Annotated in this window: 16 protein-coding genes; 10 read left to right on the top strand and 6 right to left on the bottom strand. The window is 61.6% G+C overall.

Translation table 11 applies throughout. The annotated features are described in order from the left end of the window. Window positions 1-221: 221 nt before the first annotated feature. Both V8J63_RS25205 and V8J63_RS25200 read right to left on the bottom strand, forming a co-directional pair. Complete coding sequence (locus tag V8J63_RS25205; protein ID WP_130927031.1) at window positions 222-629, bottom strand: response regulator; 408 nt, start codon at window positions 627-629, stop codon at window positions 222-224. Between the two features lie 82 nt (window positions 630-711). Further along, on the bottom strand, window positions 712-906 hold the full coding sequence (locus V8J63_RS25200) for a Flp family type IVb pilin (protein ID WP_051600590.1): 195 nt from the start codon (window positions 904-906) through the stop codon (window positions 712-714). Window positions 907-1,243: 337 nt separating this feature from the next. On the opposite strand from V8J63_RS25200, the gene cpaB reads away from it, so the two are divergent. The 8 genes from cpaB to V8J63_RS25160 are packed head-to-tail and all read left to right on the top strand — an operon-like array spanning window position 1,244 to window position 8,691. Next, the gene (cpaB, locus tag V8J63_RS25195; RefSeq protein ID WP_336464799.1) at window positions 1,244-2,185 is read left to right on the top strand and encodes a Flp pilus assembly protein CpaB; all 942 of its coding nucleotides are present in this window, start codon (window positions 1,244-1,246) and stop codon (window positions 2,183-2,185) included. A 20-nt stretch (window positions 2,186-2,205) separates the two neighbouring features. Beyond that, window positions 2,206-3,423 (top strand): type II and III secretion system protein family protein, encoded by a 1,218-nt coding sequence (locus V8J63_RS25190; RefSeq protein ID WP_336464798.1) that lies wholly within the window; start codon window positions 2,206-2,208, stop codon window positions 3,421-3,423. Beyond that, entirely contained in the window at window positions 3,420-4,610 is a 1,191-nt protein-coding gene (locus V8J63_RS25185) for an AAA family ATPase (RefSeq protein ID WP_336464797.1), read from the top strand. The genes V8J63_RS25190 and V8J63_RS25185 overlap by 4 nt, the downstream gene beginning before the upstream one ends. Next, window positions 4,607-5,875, top strand: coding sequence for a CpaF family protein (locus tag V8J63_RS25180; protein WP_039763729.1), 1,269 nt, complete (start codon window positions 4,607-4,609; stop codon window positions 5,873-5,875). Before V8J63_RS25185 ends, V8J63_RS25180 begins: the two co-directional genes overlap by 4 nt. 17 nt (window positions 5,876-5,892) lie before the next feature. After that, the gene (locus V8J63_RS25175) at window positions 5,893-6,777 is read left to right on the top strand and encodes a type II secretion system F family protein (protein WP_125926219.1); all 885 of its coding nucleotides are present in this window, start codon (window positions 5,893-5,895) and stop codon (window positions 6,775-6,777) included. Between the two features lies 1 nt (window position 6,778). Next, window positions 6,779-7,663: a type II secretion system F family protein gene (locus V8J63_RS25170; protein ID WP_125926220.1), complete on the top strand. Its 885-nt coding sequence runs from the start codon at window positions 6,779-6,781 to the stop codon at window positions 7,661-7,663. Window positions 7,664-7,686: 23 nt separating this feature from the next. After that, a complete protein-coding gene (locus V8J63_RS25165; RefSeq protein ID WP_125926221.1) occupies window positions 7,687-8,409 on the top strand; it encodes a tetratricopeptide repeat protein in 723 nt (240 codons plus the stop codon). 9 nt (window positions 8,410-8,418) lie between these two features. Further along, window positions 8,419-8,691 carry a DUF3613 domain-containing protein gene (locus V8J63_RS25160; protein ID WP_024011439.1) on the top strand — a complete coding sequence of 91 codons (273 nt, stop codon included), beginning with the start codon at window positions 8,419-8,421 and terminating at the stop codon, window positions 8,689-8,691. Window positions 8,692-8,796: 105 nt separating this feature from the next. Here V8J63_RS25160 and V8J63_RS25155 read toward each other — a convergent pair whose 3' ends face one another. The 3 genes from V8J63_RS25155 to V8J63_RS25145 all read right to left on the bottom strand — a co-directional run bounded on the left by V8J63_RS25155 (window position 8,797) and on the right by V8J63_RS25145 (window position 11,482). Beyond that, on the bottom strand, window positions 8,797-9,159 hold the full coding sequence (locus tag V8J63_RS25155) for a DUF6124 family protein (protein ID WP_122707826.1): 363 nt from the start codon (window positions 9,157-9,159) through the stop codon (window positions 8,797-8,799). Window positions 9,160-10,125: 966 nt separating this feature from the next. Next, window positions 10,126-10,893, bottom strand: a complete 768-nt coding sequence (locus V8J63_RS25150) for a response regulator transcription factor (RefSeq protein WP_125926223.1) — start codon at window positions 10,891-10,893, stop codon at window positions 10,126-10,128. 118 nt (window positions 10,894-11,011) lie between these two features. Beyond that, window positions 11,012-11,482, bottom strand: a complete 471-nt coding sequence (locus V8J63_RS25145) for an A24 family peptidase (protein WP_125926224.1) — start codon at window positions 11,480-11,482, stop codon at window positions 11,012-11,014. Between the two features lie 75 nt (window positions 11,483-11,557). On the opposite strand from V8J63_RS25145, the gene V8J63_RS25140 reads away from it, so the two are divergent. Then, window positions 11,558-12,004: a TadE/TadG family type IV pilus assembly protein gene (locus V8J63_RS25140; protein ID WP_125926225.1), complete on the top strand. Its 447-nt coding sequence runs from the start codon at window positions 11,558-11,560 to the stop codon at window positions 12,002-12,004. Next, window positions 12,001-14,763, top strand: a complete 2,763-nt coding sequence (locus V8J63_RS25135; protein ID WP_336464796.1) for a PAS domain-containing sensor histidine kinase — start codon at window positions 12,001-12,003, stop codon at window positions 14,761-14,763. Before V8J63_RS25140 ends, V8J63_RS25135 begins: the two co-directional genes overlap by 4 nt. Here V8J63_RS25135 and V8J63_RS25130 read toward each other — a convergent pair. Next, window positions 14,748-16,149: hypothetical protein (locus V8J63_RS25130; RefSeq protein ID WP_336464795.1), on the bottom strand; the 1,402-nt coding region annotated here is incomplete at its 5' end. The two genes, V8J63_RS25135 and V8J63_RS25130, sit on opposite strands and share 16 nt — an antisense overlap.

Raw genomic sequence — 16,149 nt, 5'->3', positions numbered from 1 at the left:
TGCAGCGAAGCAAACCGTAGCCGCTGCGCCCGGATCGATCCCGGAGCGAAGGAACCCGAGCCTGCGAGGGCCGAACGTAGGAGCAAGCGTTTTTTGCTTACTTTTTTAGGCGCTTGTAAAAAAGTAAGTCGCCGTAAGGGCGAAACCGCCAGCCGCAACACCCGCAGCAACGGGTATTCCCCCACCCCCCAAGAACACGGTCGGCCCAAAGGCCGCCGAGTTCACCCAGCCCCAACCCGAGGCTTGGGAAACAAATTATCGAGAGTCTCCAACAACCTAACGTGATAAATCGGCTTGCGAAACAGATCCAGCACCTGCAACCGCAACATATCGCTGACATCCTCCATATCCGCATGCCCCGACATCACAATCACCGGCAAATGCGCCCGCGACGTATGCTCACGCAACCGCCTGATCAACGACATGCCGGACTCCTCCGGCATACGCAGATCAGTAATCACCAGAGCAATATCCGGATGCCGGGTCAGATGATGCAGCGCGAGCTTCACCGACGTCGCGGTGTGACAGACAAACCCCTCCCCCTCCAGCAACTCCGCCAACTCCAGCAACGCGTCTTCTTCATCATCAACCAGAAGCAGTTGTTGGCGGGACGACGAAGACGCGTTCATAGGCAATACCTGAATACTGAAAGGTAAATCCAGTGTAGTGCGATATCAGCCAGGTGCAGAGTTCATAAAAATAGAAGGGTGCTTAAGGAGCCGGTGCCGCCGGAAGTGCATTCAAAATGCTGTTGAATATCGCCAGGATCCGATCTCCAATCGGCGTAATGAACGCCACAACCACCACCGCCACCATCGCCACCACAATCGCATACTCGATCGCCGAAGCACCCTCTTCACTGCGGGCAAACGCGCGAGCCTTGGCGATCACATAATCAAAAGTCATACGAAACATAGGTCCACTCCTTCGCGCCTCTGGCGCCGACATCACCACCGCGGCAAGGTTCCACCGTGCCACCTGAGCATTGTCAACAAACCCCCGCCCAACAACTGTAAGAACGCATTAATCACAAAGCATTAATCCCAATGTGTCCCGGCCATTTCCTGCTGTTAATTGGCCAGGACTCATACTTTGGTGGGTTATTTGCCTGTCATTAATGGCGCTTTTGCTTGGATCAGCTAGCTTGGAAATAGCGAAATAGTTGCATGTTCATAGCTGCCGATTCAGTCCGCCTTTCGCAAGCAAATGCAATCGGTTGTGCAGCAGGAAAGGGAGAGCCGTCATGAACAGTCGCGTCACCATGGGCCTAGCCGCGTTGCTGTTGCTCGGCGCGGTTTTTGTCGGTTACTGGGGGCTGGTGCTCAGTCGTCAGCCGGCCCCGGTCGCCGAGGCGCCCGTCGCCCCAGCGGTCAGCATTGAACAGACTGTCGCGATTGCCGAAGACCAGACCCGCCAACCGGTGGTGGTACTGCTCCACGATGTAGCGCCGTTCACGCCGTTGACCGCCGCCGATGTGACCGTGGAAAAACTGCGCAGCGCACCGGCCGGCAGCCTGACCAGCATCGAACAAGCAGTCGGCCGCACACCTTGGCGCCACCTCAGCGCCGGCACCTGGCTCAATGACGAAAGCTTCCAGGCTGGCGGTGCGTTGGCGCGGATGATTCGCCGCGACGAGCGCGCGCTCACCGTGGCCGTCGATGAAGTGATCGGTGCCGCCGGGCAGTTGCTGCCGGGGGATTACGTCGATGTGCTGCTGTATCTGCGCGAGGACGCGAGCAATCTGCAGCAGTCGGCGCAGATCGCCGTTCCGGCCCTGCGCGTGCTCGGAATTGGCGATCATTACGGCCTGACCAACGACGGCCAACCGGCATCGCCGAGCCTCAGCGCCGAAGAAAAAATCAAACAGGACCAGCGCCGCATCGCCGCACGCACAGTGGTGCTGGCGGTGCCGGAACAACTGCTCAGCCGCCTGATGCTTGCCACTCAAGTCGGCACCTTGCGTCTCGCGGTGCGCAGCAGCGAAGAACAGCGGCTGGCCAAATACTGGGCCGGCGAAGCGCAATCGCCCGCGCACCTGGATCGCGCCAACAGCCAGCTTTTCCAGTTCACTCAACTCGCCCTGGGCAGCGCGCAAAAAACACCTGCCACCGCCGGTGCCGGCGCGGCGCCCAGGCCTGCGGTGGAAATCATTCGCGGCAACCAGATCAGCCAACAAACCCCATGACTGCGCAAGGATTCACGTGCATGCAGAGTCGACTCAGACCGACATTGAAACCGGCGCTCCGGGCCTTGCTGTTGTTGGGATTGACGATGGACAGCGCCTTCGCGGCGGTGGGCAATTGCTCGGCACTGCCGCGCCTGCCCTCGGTGATCGAAATCGGTGAAGGCTTCCAGCAGGACATGCAGTCATCGGTGGCAATCACTCGGCTGGCAGTGGGCGACCCGAAAATTGCCGACGTGCATGCCAATGGCGGTTCGTCCTTTTTGCTCACGGGCGTCGGCCCCGGCGCGACCAGCCTGATGGTCTGGACCGCCTGCTCGGCGCAGCCGCAGAAAGCCATGGTCTTTGTCCAGGGCGCGGCGACCACGGCGCTGACCAGCAGCGTGCCGTCCGACGATCCGACCCTGCCGTCGCAAGTGCAGACCGACATCCGTTTCGTCGAAGTCAGCCGCACCAAACTCAAGGAAGCCACGGCGTCGCTGATCGGCACGCGCGGCAATTTCCTGTTCGGTTCGCCCGGCACGCTGCCACCGATCGACGGCGTGCCGCAGCCGCGCCTGCCGGTGGATAACTCGCTGTTCAATTTCTCCTGGGTCGGTGGCAAGACCATGGCGATCATCAACGCCCTGGAAACCAGCGGCTTCGCCTACACCCTGGCACGGCCGAGTCTGGTGGCGTTGAACGGGCAGAGTGCGAGCTTCCTGGCCGGCGGGGAAATCCCGATTCCGGTGCCCAGTTCCGGCAGCGACAGCGTGTCGATCGAGTACAAGGAATTCGGCATCCGCCTGACCCTGACGCCAACCATCATCGGCCGCGATCGCATCGCGCTGAAGGTCGCCCCGGAGGTCAGCGAACTGGATTTTGCCAACGCGGTGAACATCGCCGGCACCACCGTTCCGGCGCTGACCATTCGCCGCACCGACACCAGCGTGTCGCTGGGTGATGGCGAAAGTTTTGTCATCAGCGGTTTGATCAGTACCACTAACAGTTCGCAGGTGAACAAGTTTCCCGGCCTGGGCGACATTCCCATCCTCGGCGCGTTTTTCAAAGGTTCGCAGATCAAACGCGAAGAGCGCGAGCTGCTGATGATCGTCACCCCGCATCTGGTCCAGCCACTGGCGGCAGACGCGCGACTGCCGTCGTTGCCGGGAGAGAAACTGCGCAATTACGACCCGAATTTCTATCGCATGTTCTTCCTCGAGAACGGCAACTTCGACAAGCGCAGCGGGTTGTCGCAATGAACCAGAATCTCAGTCAGACCTTCCTCGCCATCACCCGCAACAGCACCGATCTGGAATGGCTGCAAAGCGCCCTCGCGCCACTGGGCCAGGTCATCAGCGCCGGTGCCGGCAGCCTCGACGAATTGCTCGCACTGGTCGATGTAACGTTCGCCAATCTGGTCTTCGTCGGTCTCGACCGCGAGCATGTCGTGGCGCAGAGCGCGCTCATCGAAGGTGCGCTGGAAGCCAAGCCGATGCTGGCGATCGTTGCTCTCGGCGACGGCATGGACAATCAGCTGGTGCTCAATGCAATGCGCGCCGGCGCACGGGATTTCGTGGCCTATGGCTCGCGTTCCAGCGAAGTCGCCGGACTGGTGCGGCGCCTGAGTAAGCGTCTGCCGGCCGTTACACCTAGCACCCAGCTCGGCGGCCTCACCGTTCTGTACGGTGTGCAAGGCGCGTCGGACGGCGCCTTGATCGCCAATCACATGGCCATGGTCGTGCAGAAAAGCGGCCAGCAAACCCTGCTGCTCGACCTCGGTCTGCCGCGTGGCGATAGTCTGGCGCTGTTGGGTCTGGAGAGTTCGTTTCACTTCGGCGATGCCCTGCGTCATTTGCGCCGCCTCGACGCCACGCTGATCGACAGCGCTTTCACCAGCGCCGAGCACGGCCTGCGCATTCTTGCCTACGCCAACACTGACGAGCCGCTGGAATCCACCAGTGCCGCCGAGCTGTACATGCTGCTCAGCGCCTTGCGCCAGCACTTCCAGCACATTGTCGTGAACCTCACCGGGCAGGCCGACAGTGAAGCGTTGCGCACCTTCGTCAGCCATTGCGACAAACTGCTGTGGTACACCGACCAGAACGTACTCAACTGCCGACGCAACCTCGCCGTGCTCAACCAATGGCGCGAGAAAGGCATGAAGCTCGAGCACGGGCGCTTGCTGATCGATCGCTACCTGAACAACGTCGCGCCGGATGCCGAGACCCTGGGCAAGACCTTCAATCTGGAAGTCATCGCCGTGCTGGCGTTCAGTCCCGACGTGCGCCTGAACGCGAAAAACCAGGGCGTGAGTCTGTTCGAACTGGCGCCCCGGGAGAAACTCACCCAGAGCCTGCGCACCCTCGGCGAGCGCTTGGCGAAACGCTCCGAAGGCCTGAGCAAACCGAAAGTCACCTGGTTCGACCGTCTGCGAGGTCACTCATGAGCGCAGAAAAACTCTTTGGCGCGACGCCACGCGGAGCGATCGGTAACAGCGATCACGAAGGCCTGAAACTGGTCCTGCACCGCTACATCATCGACGCCATCGAGGAGTCAGGGAAAAACCTGCTGGAAGGTTCACGCCAGCAACTGGCGCAGTTCGTCACCGATAAGGTTGCCGAATACATCGCGCGTTTGCACCTGGCGATCTCGCGCTACGAGATGGAGCGCCTCGGCGAAGAAATCGTCGACGAACTCACCGGATTCGGCCCACTGGAAGTCCTGCTGCGCGACCCGTCGGTGACGGAAATTCTGGTCAACGGCCCGCACCGGGTGTTCATCGAGCGCGACGGCGTACTGCATCAAAGCGATCTGCGTTTTATCGATGCGCATCATGTCGAGCGGGTCATGCAACGCATCCTTGCGCCGCTGGGGCGCCGCCTCGATGAGTCCTCGCCGATGGTCGATGCGCGCCTGCCCGATGGCAGCCGGGTCAACGCGATCATCCCGCCGATCGCCCTCGACGGCCCGTGCCTGTCGATCCGCAAGTTCCGCAAGGACATGCTCAAGAGCACCGACCTGATGGCGATGCAGACCATCGATCTGGCGATTTTCGAGTTCCTGCAGAACGCCGTGGGCAGGCGCTGCAACATCCTGATCAGTGGCGGCACCGGCACCGGCAAGACCACGCTGCTGAACATCCTCAGCCAGTTGATCAACCCGCACGAACGGCTGGTGACCATCGAAGACGTCGCCGAACTGCAACTCGGCCATCCGCATGTGGTGCGTCTGGAAACCCGTCCGCCGAATGCCGAGGGTCATGGCGAGGTCAAGGCCAGCGACCTGATTCGCAACGCCCTGCGCATGCGTCCCGACCGGATCATTCTTGGCGAGATCCGAGGCGTCGAAGTGGTCGACGTGCTCACCGCGATGAACACCGGCCACGACGGTTCGATGAGCACCGTGCATGCCAACAATGCCCAGGACGCGTTGCTGCGTCTGGAGACGCTGGTCGGCCTGACCGGGCGCTCGATCGCCGAACGCACCTTGCGCCAGATGATCTGCGCCGCCCTCGACGTGATCATTCAACTGACGCGCATGCCCGATGGCCGGCGCTGCGTCAGCGAAGTGGTGGAAGTGGTCGGCATCCGCGAGGACGTCTACGTCACCAACACCCTGTTCCGCCTCGACCGCCGCACGGGGTTCGGCTTTGTCCGCGAAGCGGTCAACCCGGCCGGCGACAAGCTGCGCCAAGACGCTCACCTGGGCTGACGGCGAGGAGCACGCAGATGCTGGGACCGATCATTCTTATCGCCATTTGCCTGATGCTGCTCGGGCTGTCGATCTATCTGTTCCTGCAAGGCCTGCGCAAGACCGCGACGGAAAAAGTCCTCAATCGACTCGCTGCGGGGCAACCGCAATTGGCCGTGGAACAGACGAAATGGGTGGGATTGGAGCGCATGTTTTTGCGTGCCGGCCTCGGTCAGCCGAGCGAGCGTTTCGGCCTGTGGCTGAGCCTGTGGGCGGCGGCCATGGGCCTGGGATTTCTGCTCGGGAGCTGGGTTGGTTTGCTGATCATGTTGCTCGTCCCGCCCGTGGCGTTGCGGTTGTACATCGCCATTCGCTACCGACGGCGGATCCGCCGCATGATCGAACAACTGCCGCAACTGCTCGACCACACCGTGCGCAGCCTCAAGTCCGGGCGCACGCTGAGCGATGCGGTGCTGGGCGGCATCGAGGCCAGTGAAGATCCCTTGAAAGCGGCCATGGGCCGGGTGCAGCGCAACGTGCAACTGGGGGTGAACCTGCCCGATGCGGTCAGCGATTTTGCCGAGCTCTACGAGCAGGACGAATTGCGCATGTTCGCCCTCGGCCTGAAGGTCAATCACCGCTACGGCGGCAACGCCAGCGAGTTGCTGGAGAATCTGATCAAACTGATCCGCGAGCGCGACCAGGGCGCGCGGCAGTTGCGCGCGTTGACGGGGGAAACGCGCATGACCGCTTGGGTGCTCGGTTTGCTGCCGCTGATTCTGGTGAGCTACTTCATGCTGACCAACCCCGGCTACATGCTCGGCATGTGGCACGACGAAAGCGGCCAGACCATGCTGCTCAGCGCCGCCGTGTTGCAGGTGTTGGGCAGTCTGGCGCTGTGGCGCATGTTGCGGAGCGTTTGAGATGGTCTGGCTCGCGGCGTTGTTGTTGCTCCTTGGTTCGCTGTTATTGCTGGGCAATCACCTGCTCACCGAGCGCCGCCGCGTGCGTCAGGTGCATCAGCGCTTGCACGGCCAATTGGTGCGGGAGAACCGTTTCGGCCACTGGCTGCGCGCGCTGGGCAACAGCCGTTTCGGCCGGGGCTCGGTGAGCATCGACAGCGAAACCCAGACCCTGCTCGGCCGCCTCGGCTGGCGCCGCGCCAACGAACGCGCGCTCTTCGCCGCCTGCCAAATCGGCACGCCGCTGCTCGCTGTGGGGCTGGCGATCTTCTTGCAGGAAGTGTTTTTTCCGCAGACCAGCCACCGCTGGATGGCGCCGATGTTCGCTGCGGGCGGCGGCTATTTACTGCCCAAACGCCTGCTCGCCTACGCCGCCGCCCGCCGACAGAAAACCATCGCCGTGGAAATTTCCACGTTCATACCGCTGCTGCGCATCCTCTTCGAATCCGGCATGGCCGTGGAACAAGCGTTGCGCGTGCTCAGCGTCGAAGCGCAGAAACTGCTGCCGAAACTGACCAGCGAACTGCGCCTGATCCTCAGCCGCGTCGACTCCGGTCTGGAGCTGGGGCAGGAGCTGAACAAGACCGCAGTGATGCTCGCGGTGGACGAATTCACCGACACCTGCGTGATCCTCCAGCAACTGATCCACCAGGGCGGCGGTGCGATGAAATCACTGCTGGCGCTCAAGCAATTACTGGACGACCGACGCCTGACCCGGCTGCAGGAATACATCTCGAAAATGTCGGCGAAGATGTCGGTGGTGATGATGCTGTTTCTGTTTCCCGCCCTGCTGATCGTACTGGCCGGCCCGGGCTTCACCGCCATTGCCCGCGCGTTCGCAAACTGACCTTGGCTCATGGAGAGCGTTTGATGAAAGTACTGATAGTCATGGCAAGTCTGTTGCTGCTCAGCGGCTGCGCCACGGATGGCCAGGCGCCGTGGACCTCGCTGCTGTCGCCGTCCAGCTGCAGCAAACTCACGTCGGAGCAGGAACTGTCGCTGAACCTCGCCGATGATCTGGCCAGCGACGGCAAGCTCCACGCCAGCCTCGCCAACCTGCAAAGCCTGCCGGACAACCTCAGCGAAGTGCGCCTGCGCAAAGCCAAGGTCTATCGCCTGCTCGGTCGCAGCGAAGCCGAGCCGCTCTACCGCAGCCTGCTTGGCGGCTGCCTCACCGCCCAGGCCGAACATGGCCTGGGCCAGGTCTACGCCGCCCGTGGCGACAACGGCCAGGCCCAGGCCCACCTGCAACGCGCCGCGCGCCTGGCGCCCACCGACGAGAAAATCCGCAATGACCTCGGCGTGGTCTACCTCAACCAACTGCGCCTCAACGAAGCGAAATTCGAATTCCTCACCGCCATCGAACTGAGCCAGAACAATCAGTTGGCGACGCTGAACATGGTCACCCTGCTGCTCTACCAGAACGACTGGCCGCAAGCAGCAGAGGTCGTCAGCCGCTCGAAACTGACCCCGGAACAATTCACCGAAGCGCAGCAACGCGCGGAAAAACTCAAAGCCCCGACCAACGCCAAAAACACCCCCGGCGACCGCGTCGCCGCCTTCATCGACCCGCTACCGCCGACGCTCGAATAGGAGACAGCCATGACTATCCGCAAAGGCCTGTGCTACCTGACCCTGCTCACCCTGCCCCTCACCGCCCACGCCATCGACACCGGCCCGGCCTCGGCGCAACAACAGGAAACCGAAGGCTGGCTGGTCCTGCAAAGCCGCAACAAAGCCGCCTCGCCCAAACCGCAAAGCGCCACCGCCACCGAACGCGAACTGGCGATGCAGCGTTGGCTGAAGAAATACCAGTACGAGATACCGGATTTTTACGATCCGGATGCGGGCGGGAAGATCGAGAGCAAGAATTAGTTTGGTGGTGCGCTTAAAGGCCCCTTCGCGAGCAAGCTCGCTCCCACAGTCGACCGCGTGCTTTCGGTGGGAGCGAGCCTGCTCGCGAAGAACGATAACGCGGTTTCAGCTCTGCGGATCCACCCGATCCAGCGCCCGATTCACCGCCAACTCCGCCAGCATGACAATCTGCTGAATTGCCAACGCCGTGCTGCGCTGAAACCCGCTCAACTCACCAGCGAAATTACTCGCCATCGCACTCGCTGACGCCAGCGACTCACAGGCATGCGCCAACAGGCTTTCCGTATCGACATTGGGCACCACCATGAACAGCGTGCTGGGCGGGTGCGGTTTTGCAGGTTCGGGGCAGAGATAGAAATCGAGCGCGCGTTTTATCGCTTCGCGGTTTTTCACCAGATCGTCGGCGCGCATGGCGTCTTCGAGCGGGGTGGCGGGGGATGGGGGTGGGTCTGGGATCAGTTTGTCCATGAGAACTCCTACTTGGCTGTGACGCCCTCTTCTGTCGTTTCCACACGACAAAAGGTGGCAGCTGTACGCAGGGTGGAAAACCGATAAGTAGGCAACCGGCCAGACCAAAGTCTGCCCACGCACAGCCGCCGCGACACAGTTTGCAGACGAACGAACACGCCGACAACGATTACGGTAGCAATGCAAAGCAACTACTTGAATTTCAGGTTTCCACACCTGACCGCTGAGTTGTCAGCGACAGCCAGAGACTAGTGACCCGACGTCCGACGGACAACCTGAAAACCTTGTGGGAAGGTTCTGGCAAATCAGACACAGATTTAAACAATCAAAACCAAAAGCACCCTCACCCTAGCCCTCTCCCAGAGGGAGAGGGGACCGACCCGAGTTGTTTGGGCGAAGTACACCGACCTGAAATACCGAGTCGAATGCATTTTGAAGCAGATCAAACGCACCCTCACCCTAGCCCTCTCCCAGAGGAGAGGGGACCGACCGAGTTGTTTGGGTCAGGTATGCCGACCTGAGATACCGAGTCGAATGCAAATTTTGAACAACCCGCAAATCGGCTCCCTCTCCCTCGGGAGAGGGCTGGGGTGAGGGGCGAATCCAGCGCAAAACAAAAGCCAGACACCGCATGCTTTTTACCACTCAAAACAATGAGCGCAAGCTCGAGTACCGCTTTTGATCTTGATCTGGGAGCCCGTCGGCAGGCTGAGTGGAGGGATTGATCCGGGCGTGGGAGCGCAGCGACCGTACGACGCAGTCGTACACAGCGGAAGGAGGTGCAGCGAAGAAAACCGTAGCCGCTGCGCCAGGATCGATCCCGGAGCGAAGGAACACCGAGCCCCAGCGAGGGGCCGAACGTCAGGGCGCAGACCTTTTGGTTCCTTTTGGGGCGTTTGCCAAAAGGGACTCGCCGTAAGGGCGAAACCCTAAGAAGCCGTTACCGCAGCAACGGATATTCACCGATTAATGCGCCGTAACCCGCTGCCGCCCAGCAGACCCACTGGGCGACAAAGCCAAAGCCAACTGCGTCCGATTATGCATATGCGTCAACCGCAACACCTGCGACACATACAACTTCACCGTGTTCTCGGTAATCCCCAACTCACAGGCAATCTGATAATTGGTCTGCCCCTTGCCCACCAACCGCGCCACGTCCAACTGCCGGGGCGACAATTGACTGAACACCGCCGGCATCTCCACGGACTCAGGTTCAGCATCACTGACCACGGGCACGGGCGAGCGCCGCACCTTGTCGAGATCCTGATAAAGGTCATCAATCGACTCGGACAAAAACTGCAACTTCTGATTCAAATGCCCCAGATGCAGATTCTTCTGCCGTTCCTGCAAAGCCAGTTCCTGGCGCTGCACACCCTCAAGCAACTCTGCCAGATCGATCGGCTTCTGATAGTAATCGGCAATCCCCGCACGCAACGCCTTGATCACATCCTGCTTGTCAGCGCGCCCGGTGAGCATGATCGCCTCGAACACCCGCTGCTTGCCGGCCAGCCGCTGCAACGCCTGGATCAACTCGATGCCGTCCATGTCCGGCATGTGCAAATCACTCAGCACCAGACCGATGTCCGGGTCCGCCCGGAACAGCTCGATGGCTTCAAGACTCGAGTCGCACGGCACGCAACGGTAGCCACTGCTCTCGAGAAACTCACAGAGTTCTTCGACGATCAGCGGCTGATCATCGACCACGAGGATTTTTACCGAATTAGGCTTGTTCACGAACCACTCCATTTGCTCGGCCAACGCTGACGATTCCTGCACTTTGGTGGCGTATTCGCCTGAATTGAAAGTAGACCCACTTTCCGACTATGTACATAGGACTAGTGGCACCCCGCAATCAGATGATCCAGTACAGCGAAAGCACTACACCTACCCACACGAACGGCGCAAATGGCAGCTTTTTTGACTTGTCCGGGGCCAGATGACGCACATGCTCTCTAACTCCTTGAGCCATATGAGGCCAGACTTTTGGCGCGAGCAGCAGCCACAGCACGCTGGCCACGCCCGCGCCGATAAATGCGCCAAGAACGAATATGCCGTTCGTCGCAAGACCCAGAGCTGTCATTAATTTCACATCGCCGGCGCCCATGCGGCCCAAGAAATACCCCGGCAGCGTCAGCAGCAAAGCGATCAGGCAGGCCCAGCCGCCCTGCCCCGCGTCGGCGCCCAGCCAAGTAGTGCCAGTCGCCAACAACCAGACCAACGCCAGCGCACCTACGCCCAAGGTCAACATGTTGGAAATTCGCCGCTGCCGGGCATCCTGCGCGGCGCAGATCGCCAGCCAGATCAGAACAAGGGAAATCTGCATCCGCTGAAAGCCGTCCGTTTTGCCTGATTGATTCTATGCTGATACTACGCAGTGACTGTCAGGGTAGACGCACGCATGAAAAACGGCTTTCGCAGGTCGCAAAAAGGTGCGGTGGCGATCGAATTCGCCTTGGTGTTCATCATCTTTTTCGCAGTGTTTTACGGGCTGGTCAGCTACGGCCTGCCCTTCGTGATGATGCAATCGTTCAACCAGGCCACTGCCGAGGCGGTGCGCCGCAGCGTTGCGGTGGACCCGGCCACGCCGAACTATTCGACGGTGGTGGTCAACACCGCCAATGCCGCGCTGACCCAACAACTGCAATGGCTGCCCTCGGCCTTGAATCTGGTGGTCGGCACCGACACCAGTGCGGCGTACGACGCGGGGACTGGCACCCTGACCGTCAGCGTCAATTACCCGGTGAGCAAGCTCAATCAGATCATGCCGTTTCTGGTGCTGCCCGGGATCGGCACGGTGCCCAATCTGCCCACGCACCTCACCGCCCGCTCGAGCCTGCAATTTTGACCGCCGGCGATAAGCTTTTCGGGCACTTGCTCAAGCGCGCCCCCGTCGCAGCCCACGACTTGCCGGACCATCTCGGCGCGCCGCCGATCGGCCTGCATTTTTATCTGGATGGCAACGGCGATGTGTTGCAGATCGCCGGCCCGCTGCGGCATTTGCTCGCCCAGCACAAACCTCAGGGTCAGCCGCTGCCGCTCCGCGCCTATCTGCTGCCGCATAGCCTGTTGAGCGTCGAAGGTCAGCCGCGAGACTGGCAAGGGCAATTGCTCGATCTGGATTTCAGCGGCCTGAATGATCAGCCGCTGCACCTGCGCGGCTGGGTGCAGCCGCTGGAGGATGGCTGGCGATTGCAGATGCTCGACATCGCCGACCTGTTGCTCGAACGTCAGCAAGCGCGCGACCGCGACGCCTGCCAGACCCTCGCCGCGCAGGTCAGCGATCGTCTGCGCACGTGCAGCCTGACGCGTCTGCCGACGGTGCTTGGCGAACAATTGCAGGCCATCGCCCAGCGCTGGCATATCCCCTGCCTCGCCGTGGCGTTGCTGGATGAACAGGCCCAGGGCTGGCAAATTCATCAACAGTTTCGCGGCCACGATGCCCCGCAATTGTGGGAGGACGGTCAGCCGCTGGGCACGCCGCTGGACAGCCTCAACGGCAGCGCGCCGCAACGCCTCGCCGGCCCGCAGGGCCGCTATGAACATTCGCGATTGCAGGCCACGTTCGGCAACGCCAACGGTTTCGCCGTGCCCTACAGCAATGACCAGGGCGTGGTCGCGTGGCTGCTCTGTGGGTTTTATACGGTCGACAACGTGGCGCCATGGCTGACCGATCGCGACTGGCTGACCCTGGCCGGCGCGCTGGCCGGGCCGCTGCTCAGCCGCTTGCGCGAGCAGCGCCATGTGCAATCGATGGAGCGCCTGGACTCGCTGCAAAACCTGCTCGGCACCGGCTGGTGGGAAATCACTGCCGAAGAGCAGATTGCACTGGCGCCGACGCTGGCCTCGGCACTGGATCTCAGCGATCGCCTGCTGCCGGTAGAAGACTGGCTGTCGCTGTTTCATCCCGCCGACCGCGACGAGTTGCGCAGCCGTTTGCGCGCCCTGCAACTGCAAGGAGAAGCGCTGACCCTGAGCGTGCGTCTGCACCGCGCGGAGGCCGGCGCAGCAGCGACGTGGTACCGGATTCAGGGCCAGGTCAGCGGCACCGGTGAGCATCGGCGTCTGGTCGGGTTCATGCTCGACATCAGCGACATCCAGAATCAACAACAGCGCGCCGCTGCCGCCCATGCGCGGCTGGATAATCTGATTGCCAGTTCACCGGCGGTGATCTACGTGCAGCGCTACGCAGAAGGCGCGCTGATCCCGGCGTTTTTCAGCGCCAGCCTGCAACCCTTGCTGGGCTGGACGCTGGAAGATTGCGATGCAGCAACACTGGTAGAGCGCGTGCATCCCGACGACCGTGAACTGTATTTCCAGCGCAACCGCCAGCTGCTGCGCGAAGGTTCGGTGCGTGCGCGTTATCGCCTGCGCGACAACCGTGGCGAGTACCACTGGCTGCTCGATGAGGCAAAACTGCTGCGCAATGATCTCGGCCTGCCGGTCGAGGCGGTGGGCTTGTGGCTGGACGTCACCGACGCGACGCTTGCCGCCGAGCAGGTGCGGCAAAGCGAAGAGCGCTATCGGATTCTGGTCGAGGACTCGCCGGCGATGATCTGCCGTTATCGCCCGGACCTGACGCTGATCTTTGGCAACCGACCGTTGGCGACTTATCTGGAATGCACCCCGGAACAACTGCCCGGGGTTGATCTGGGTGGCTGGATGTCCGAAGAACAGCGCGGCGCTTTTGTGCAGCGCCTGAGCCAACTGACCCCGCAACAGCCAGTGAGTACAGCGGAAATCAGCCTGCAATTGCCCGGACGCGAACACGCCTGGTGGGTCTGGTCGGATCGCGGCGTGTTCGATGAGCAGGGACAGTTGATCGAAGTGCAAGCGGTGGGCCGCGACAACACCGAGGTGCGCCGCTCGCAACAGCAACTCACCCAAAGCGCGAAAATGGCCACCCTCGGCGAAATGGCCACCGGCCTTGCCCACGAGATCAATCAACCGCTGAACGTGATGCGCATGGCCATCGTCAACGTGCTCAAGCGCCTCGGCAACGGTGAGGTGCAGGTCGATTATCTGACCGACAAACTCAACCGTATCGACGCCCAGGTGCAGCGCGCAGCGAAGGTGGTCGACCACATGCGTGTATTCGGCCGGCGCTCGGAAATCGAACAACAGTTGTTCAACCCGGCCCAAGCCATCGAAGGCACCCTGTCGCTACTGGCCGAAGGCATGCGCGGCAAAGGTGTCGATCTGCGCATCAGTGAGACCGGCTTCGAGGCGCAGGTGCGCGGCTACGTCGATCAGTTGGAGCAGGTGCTGATCAATCTGATGGTCAACGCCCGTGACGCCTTGCTCAGCAAACGCGACAACGACTCAGCGTTCAAACCGTGGATTTCGATCTACGCCGAGCGTGACGAGGAAAGCGTGCGGCTGTGGGTCGAGGACAATGGCGGCGGTATCGATCCGCGTTTGCTGGAGCGGATCTTCGAGCCGTTCTTCACCACCAAGCCGATTGGCGTCGGCACCGGTCTGGGCCTGTCGGTGAGCTACGGCATCATCGCCAACATGGGCGGCCAGTTGAGCGTGCGCAACTCCACGGAGGGCGCGCGGTTCTGCATCGAATTGCCGATTGCCACGGATGATCAGATCACCAGATAGGCCTTGCCGGTCTGCCCGCAGGTCATGTTGGCGCCCACCTCGGTGTTCATCAGATTGATGCCCAGGCCTTTGAGCAGATTATTCAACAACGGGTCGAGCAAGGGACTGATCAAACCGGTGACCACTGGCAACAAGCGGTTGCTGACGTCGCTGATCAACGAAGCCACCCCGGTGACGATAGCGCCCAGCGGATTGCTGCCCACGGGTTTGTAGACGATCAGGTTGATGCCCGACAGGGTGTTCGCCAGGCTGCCGACGATGTTGCTGGTCGGCGCGGCCGGTAGCACGCTGGGTGGCAGTTTCAGATTGGCCGGGGTGGCGAAGGGTGTGGTGCTGGAGAACAGCAGATTCTGCGTGGTCTGCGCGACGCTGGTGTCGAGTTTTAGGGCGATGCCGCCGGCGCCGTATTGCACGTGGGAGGCGGCATCGCAACTGCCGATGCCGAGAATCTTGTGGCAGGTGATGATGCCGAGATCGACCAGCGGCAGCGGCGCCACCGTCGGTTCAGCGACTGAAGAGAACGCTGCGACAGGATCGATCTTGCCGAGTTTGAGATCAGCAAGAGAAGTCGTGGTGGCGGCAGTCAGGCTTTTGCTGTCGGTATCGCCGGTCGGGCAGCGGTAATCGGTGACATAGCTTTTCGCCCCGCCGGCATCCAGCGCGATGTCGATCTGCGGTGAGGGCAGCAGCTTCGGATCGAGCTGTTGGCAACCGGCGCCCAACAGGCAGAACACTGAATTGATTGTGTCCACCAGATTCAGGCTCAACAGCGCATTGAGCGTCGGCGTCAGCGTACCGACCAGGCCCAGCACCGCATTGGTCAGCCCCGTCACCCCCGAGAGCACCGGCAGATTCACCGACAACAGCGTGCGCACCTGCGCAGTGCGCACATAAATCCGGTCCGGTCCCAACGGATCGGCCTTGGCCCGCGCCGGATCGCCAATCGCCGAGAACTGCGGCGGTTCGATCACCTTCACCCGTACCGTGACACCCGCCAGCCCCAGCACGTTGACCGGCAAGGTCGCCGCCACCGCGCTCTTGCTGTTGGCCAGTTGCACCACGCCCTGCACCAGTTGCAGCAATTGCAGATTGGCATCCAGCCCCGCCGCCGTGGTGCCGGTTTGCAGCTGCAGGATCTCACCGAGTCTGACCGGCGCCGCATTGATGGCGGCAGCCTGCAACTGGCCCAGCGCGGTGACCACTTGCGCGGTCGCACCGTTGAGCTGCACCACCGTCGCTGCGGCCTGAATCAGTTGCGTCACGGTCGCTTGGGTATTGAGCAACTGCGTGTAGTTGCCGGCGCCGACGTTGAGGTCGATGGCCAGTTGATCGAGGTATTTGAGCAGGTTGATATCGGTGTGCAGCAAGCCGTCCCAGCCCACCGCC

The organism is Pseudomonas sp. CCNWLW23, assembly GCF_037095675.1.
GTDB lineage: Bacteria > Pseudomonadota > Gammaproteobacteria > Pseudomonadales > Pseudomonadaceae > Aquipseudomonas > Aquipseudomonas atacamensis.
This window is presented reverse-complemented; position numbering and strand designations above follow the sequence as displayed.

What these genes read in the sequence shown, in the direction of transcription:
- cpaB (WP_336464799.1), top strand. Translation starts at nt 1,244, where the DNA reads ATGAACAGTCGCGTCACCATGGGCCTAGCCGCGTTGCTGTTGCTCGGC.
- V8J63_RS25180 (WP_039763729.1), top strand. Translation starts at nt 4,607, where the DNA reads ATGAGCGCAGAAAAACTCTTTGGCGCGACGCCACGCGGAGCGATCGGT.
- V8J63_RS25145 (WP_125926224.1), bottom strand. Translation starts at nt 11,482, where the DNA reads ATGCAGATTTCCCTTGTTCTGATCTGGCTGGCGATCTGCGCCGCGCAG.
- V8J63_RS25185 (WP_336464797.1), top strand. Translation starts at nt 3,420, where the DNA reads ATGAACCAGAATCTCAGTCAGACCTTCCTCGCCATCACCCGCAACAGC.
- V8J63_RS25140 (WP_125926225.1), top strand. Translation starts at nt 11,558, where the DNA reads ATGAAAAACGGCTTTCGCAGGTCGCAAAAAGGTGCGGTGGCGATCGAA.
- V8J63_RS25155 (WP_122707826.1), bottom strand. Translation starts at nt 9,159, where the DNA reads ATGGACAAACTGATCCCAGACCCACCCCCATCCCCCGCCACCCCGCTC.
- V8J63_RS25170 (WP_125926220.1), top strand. Translation starts at nt 6,779, where the DNA reads ATGGTCTGGCTCGCGGCGTTGTTGTTGCTCCTTGGTTCGCTGTTATTG.
- V8J63_RS25205 (WP_130927031.1), bottom strand. Translation starts at nt 629, where the DNA reads ATGAACGCGTCTTCGTCGTCCCGCCAACAACTGCTTCTGGTTGATGAT.
- V8J63_RS25165 (WP_125926221.1), top strand. Translation starts at nt 7,687, where the DNA reads ATGAAAGTACTGATAGTCATGGCAAGTCTGTTGCTGCTCAGCGGCTGC.
- V8J63_RS25175 (WP_125926219.1), top strand. Translation starts at nt 5,893, where the DNA reads ATGCTGGGACCGATCATTCTTATCGCCATTTGCCTGATGCTGCTCGGG.
- V8J63_RS25190 (WP_336464798.1), top strand. Translation starts at nt 2,206, where the DNA reads ATGCAGAGTCGACTCAGACCGACATTGAAACCGGCGCTCCGGGCCTTG.
- V8J63_RS25200 (WP_051600590.1), bottom strand. Translation starts at nt 906, where the DNA reads ATGACTTTTGATTATGTGATCGCCAAGGCTCGCGCGTTTGCCCGCAGT.
- V8J63_RS25160 (WP_024011439.1), top strand. Translation starts at nt 8,419, where the DNA reads ATGACTATCCGCAAAGGCCTGTGCTACCTGACCCTGCTCACCCTGCCC.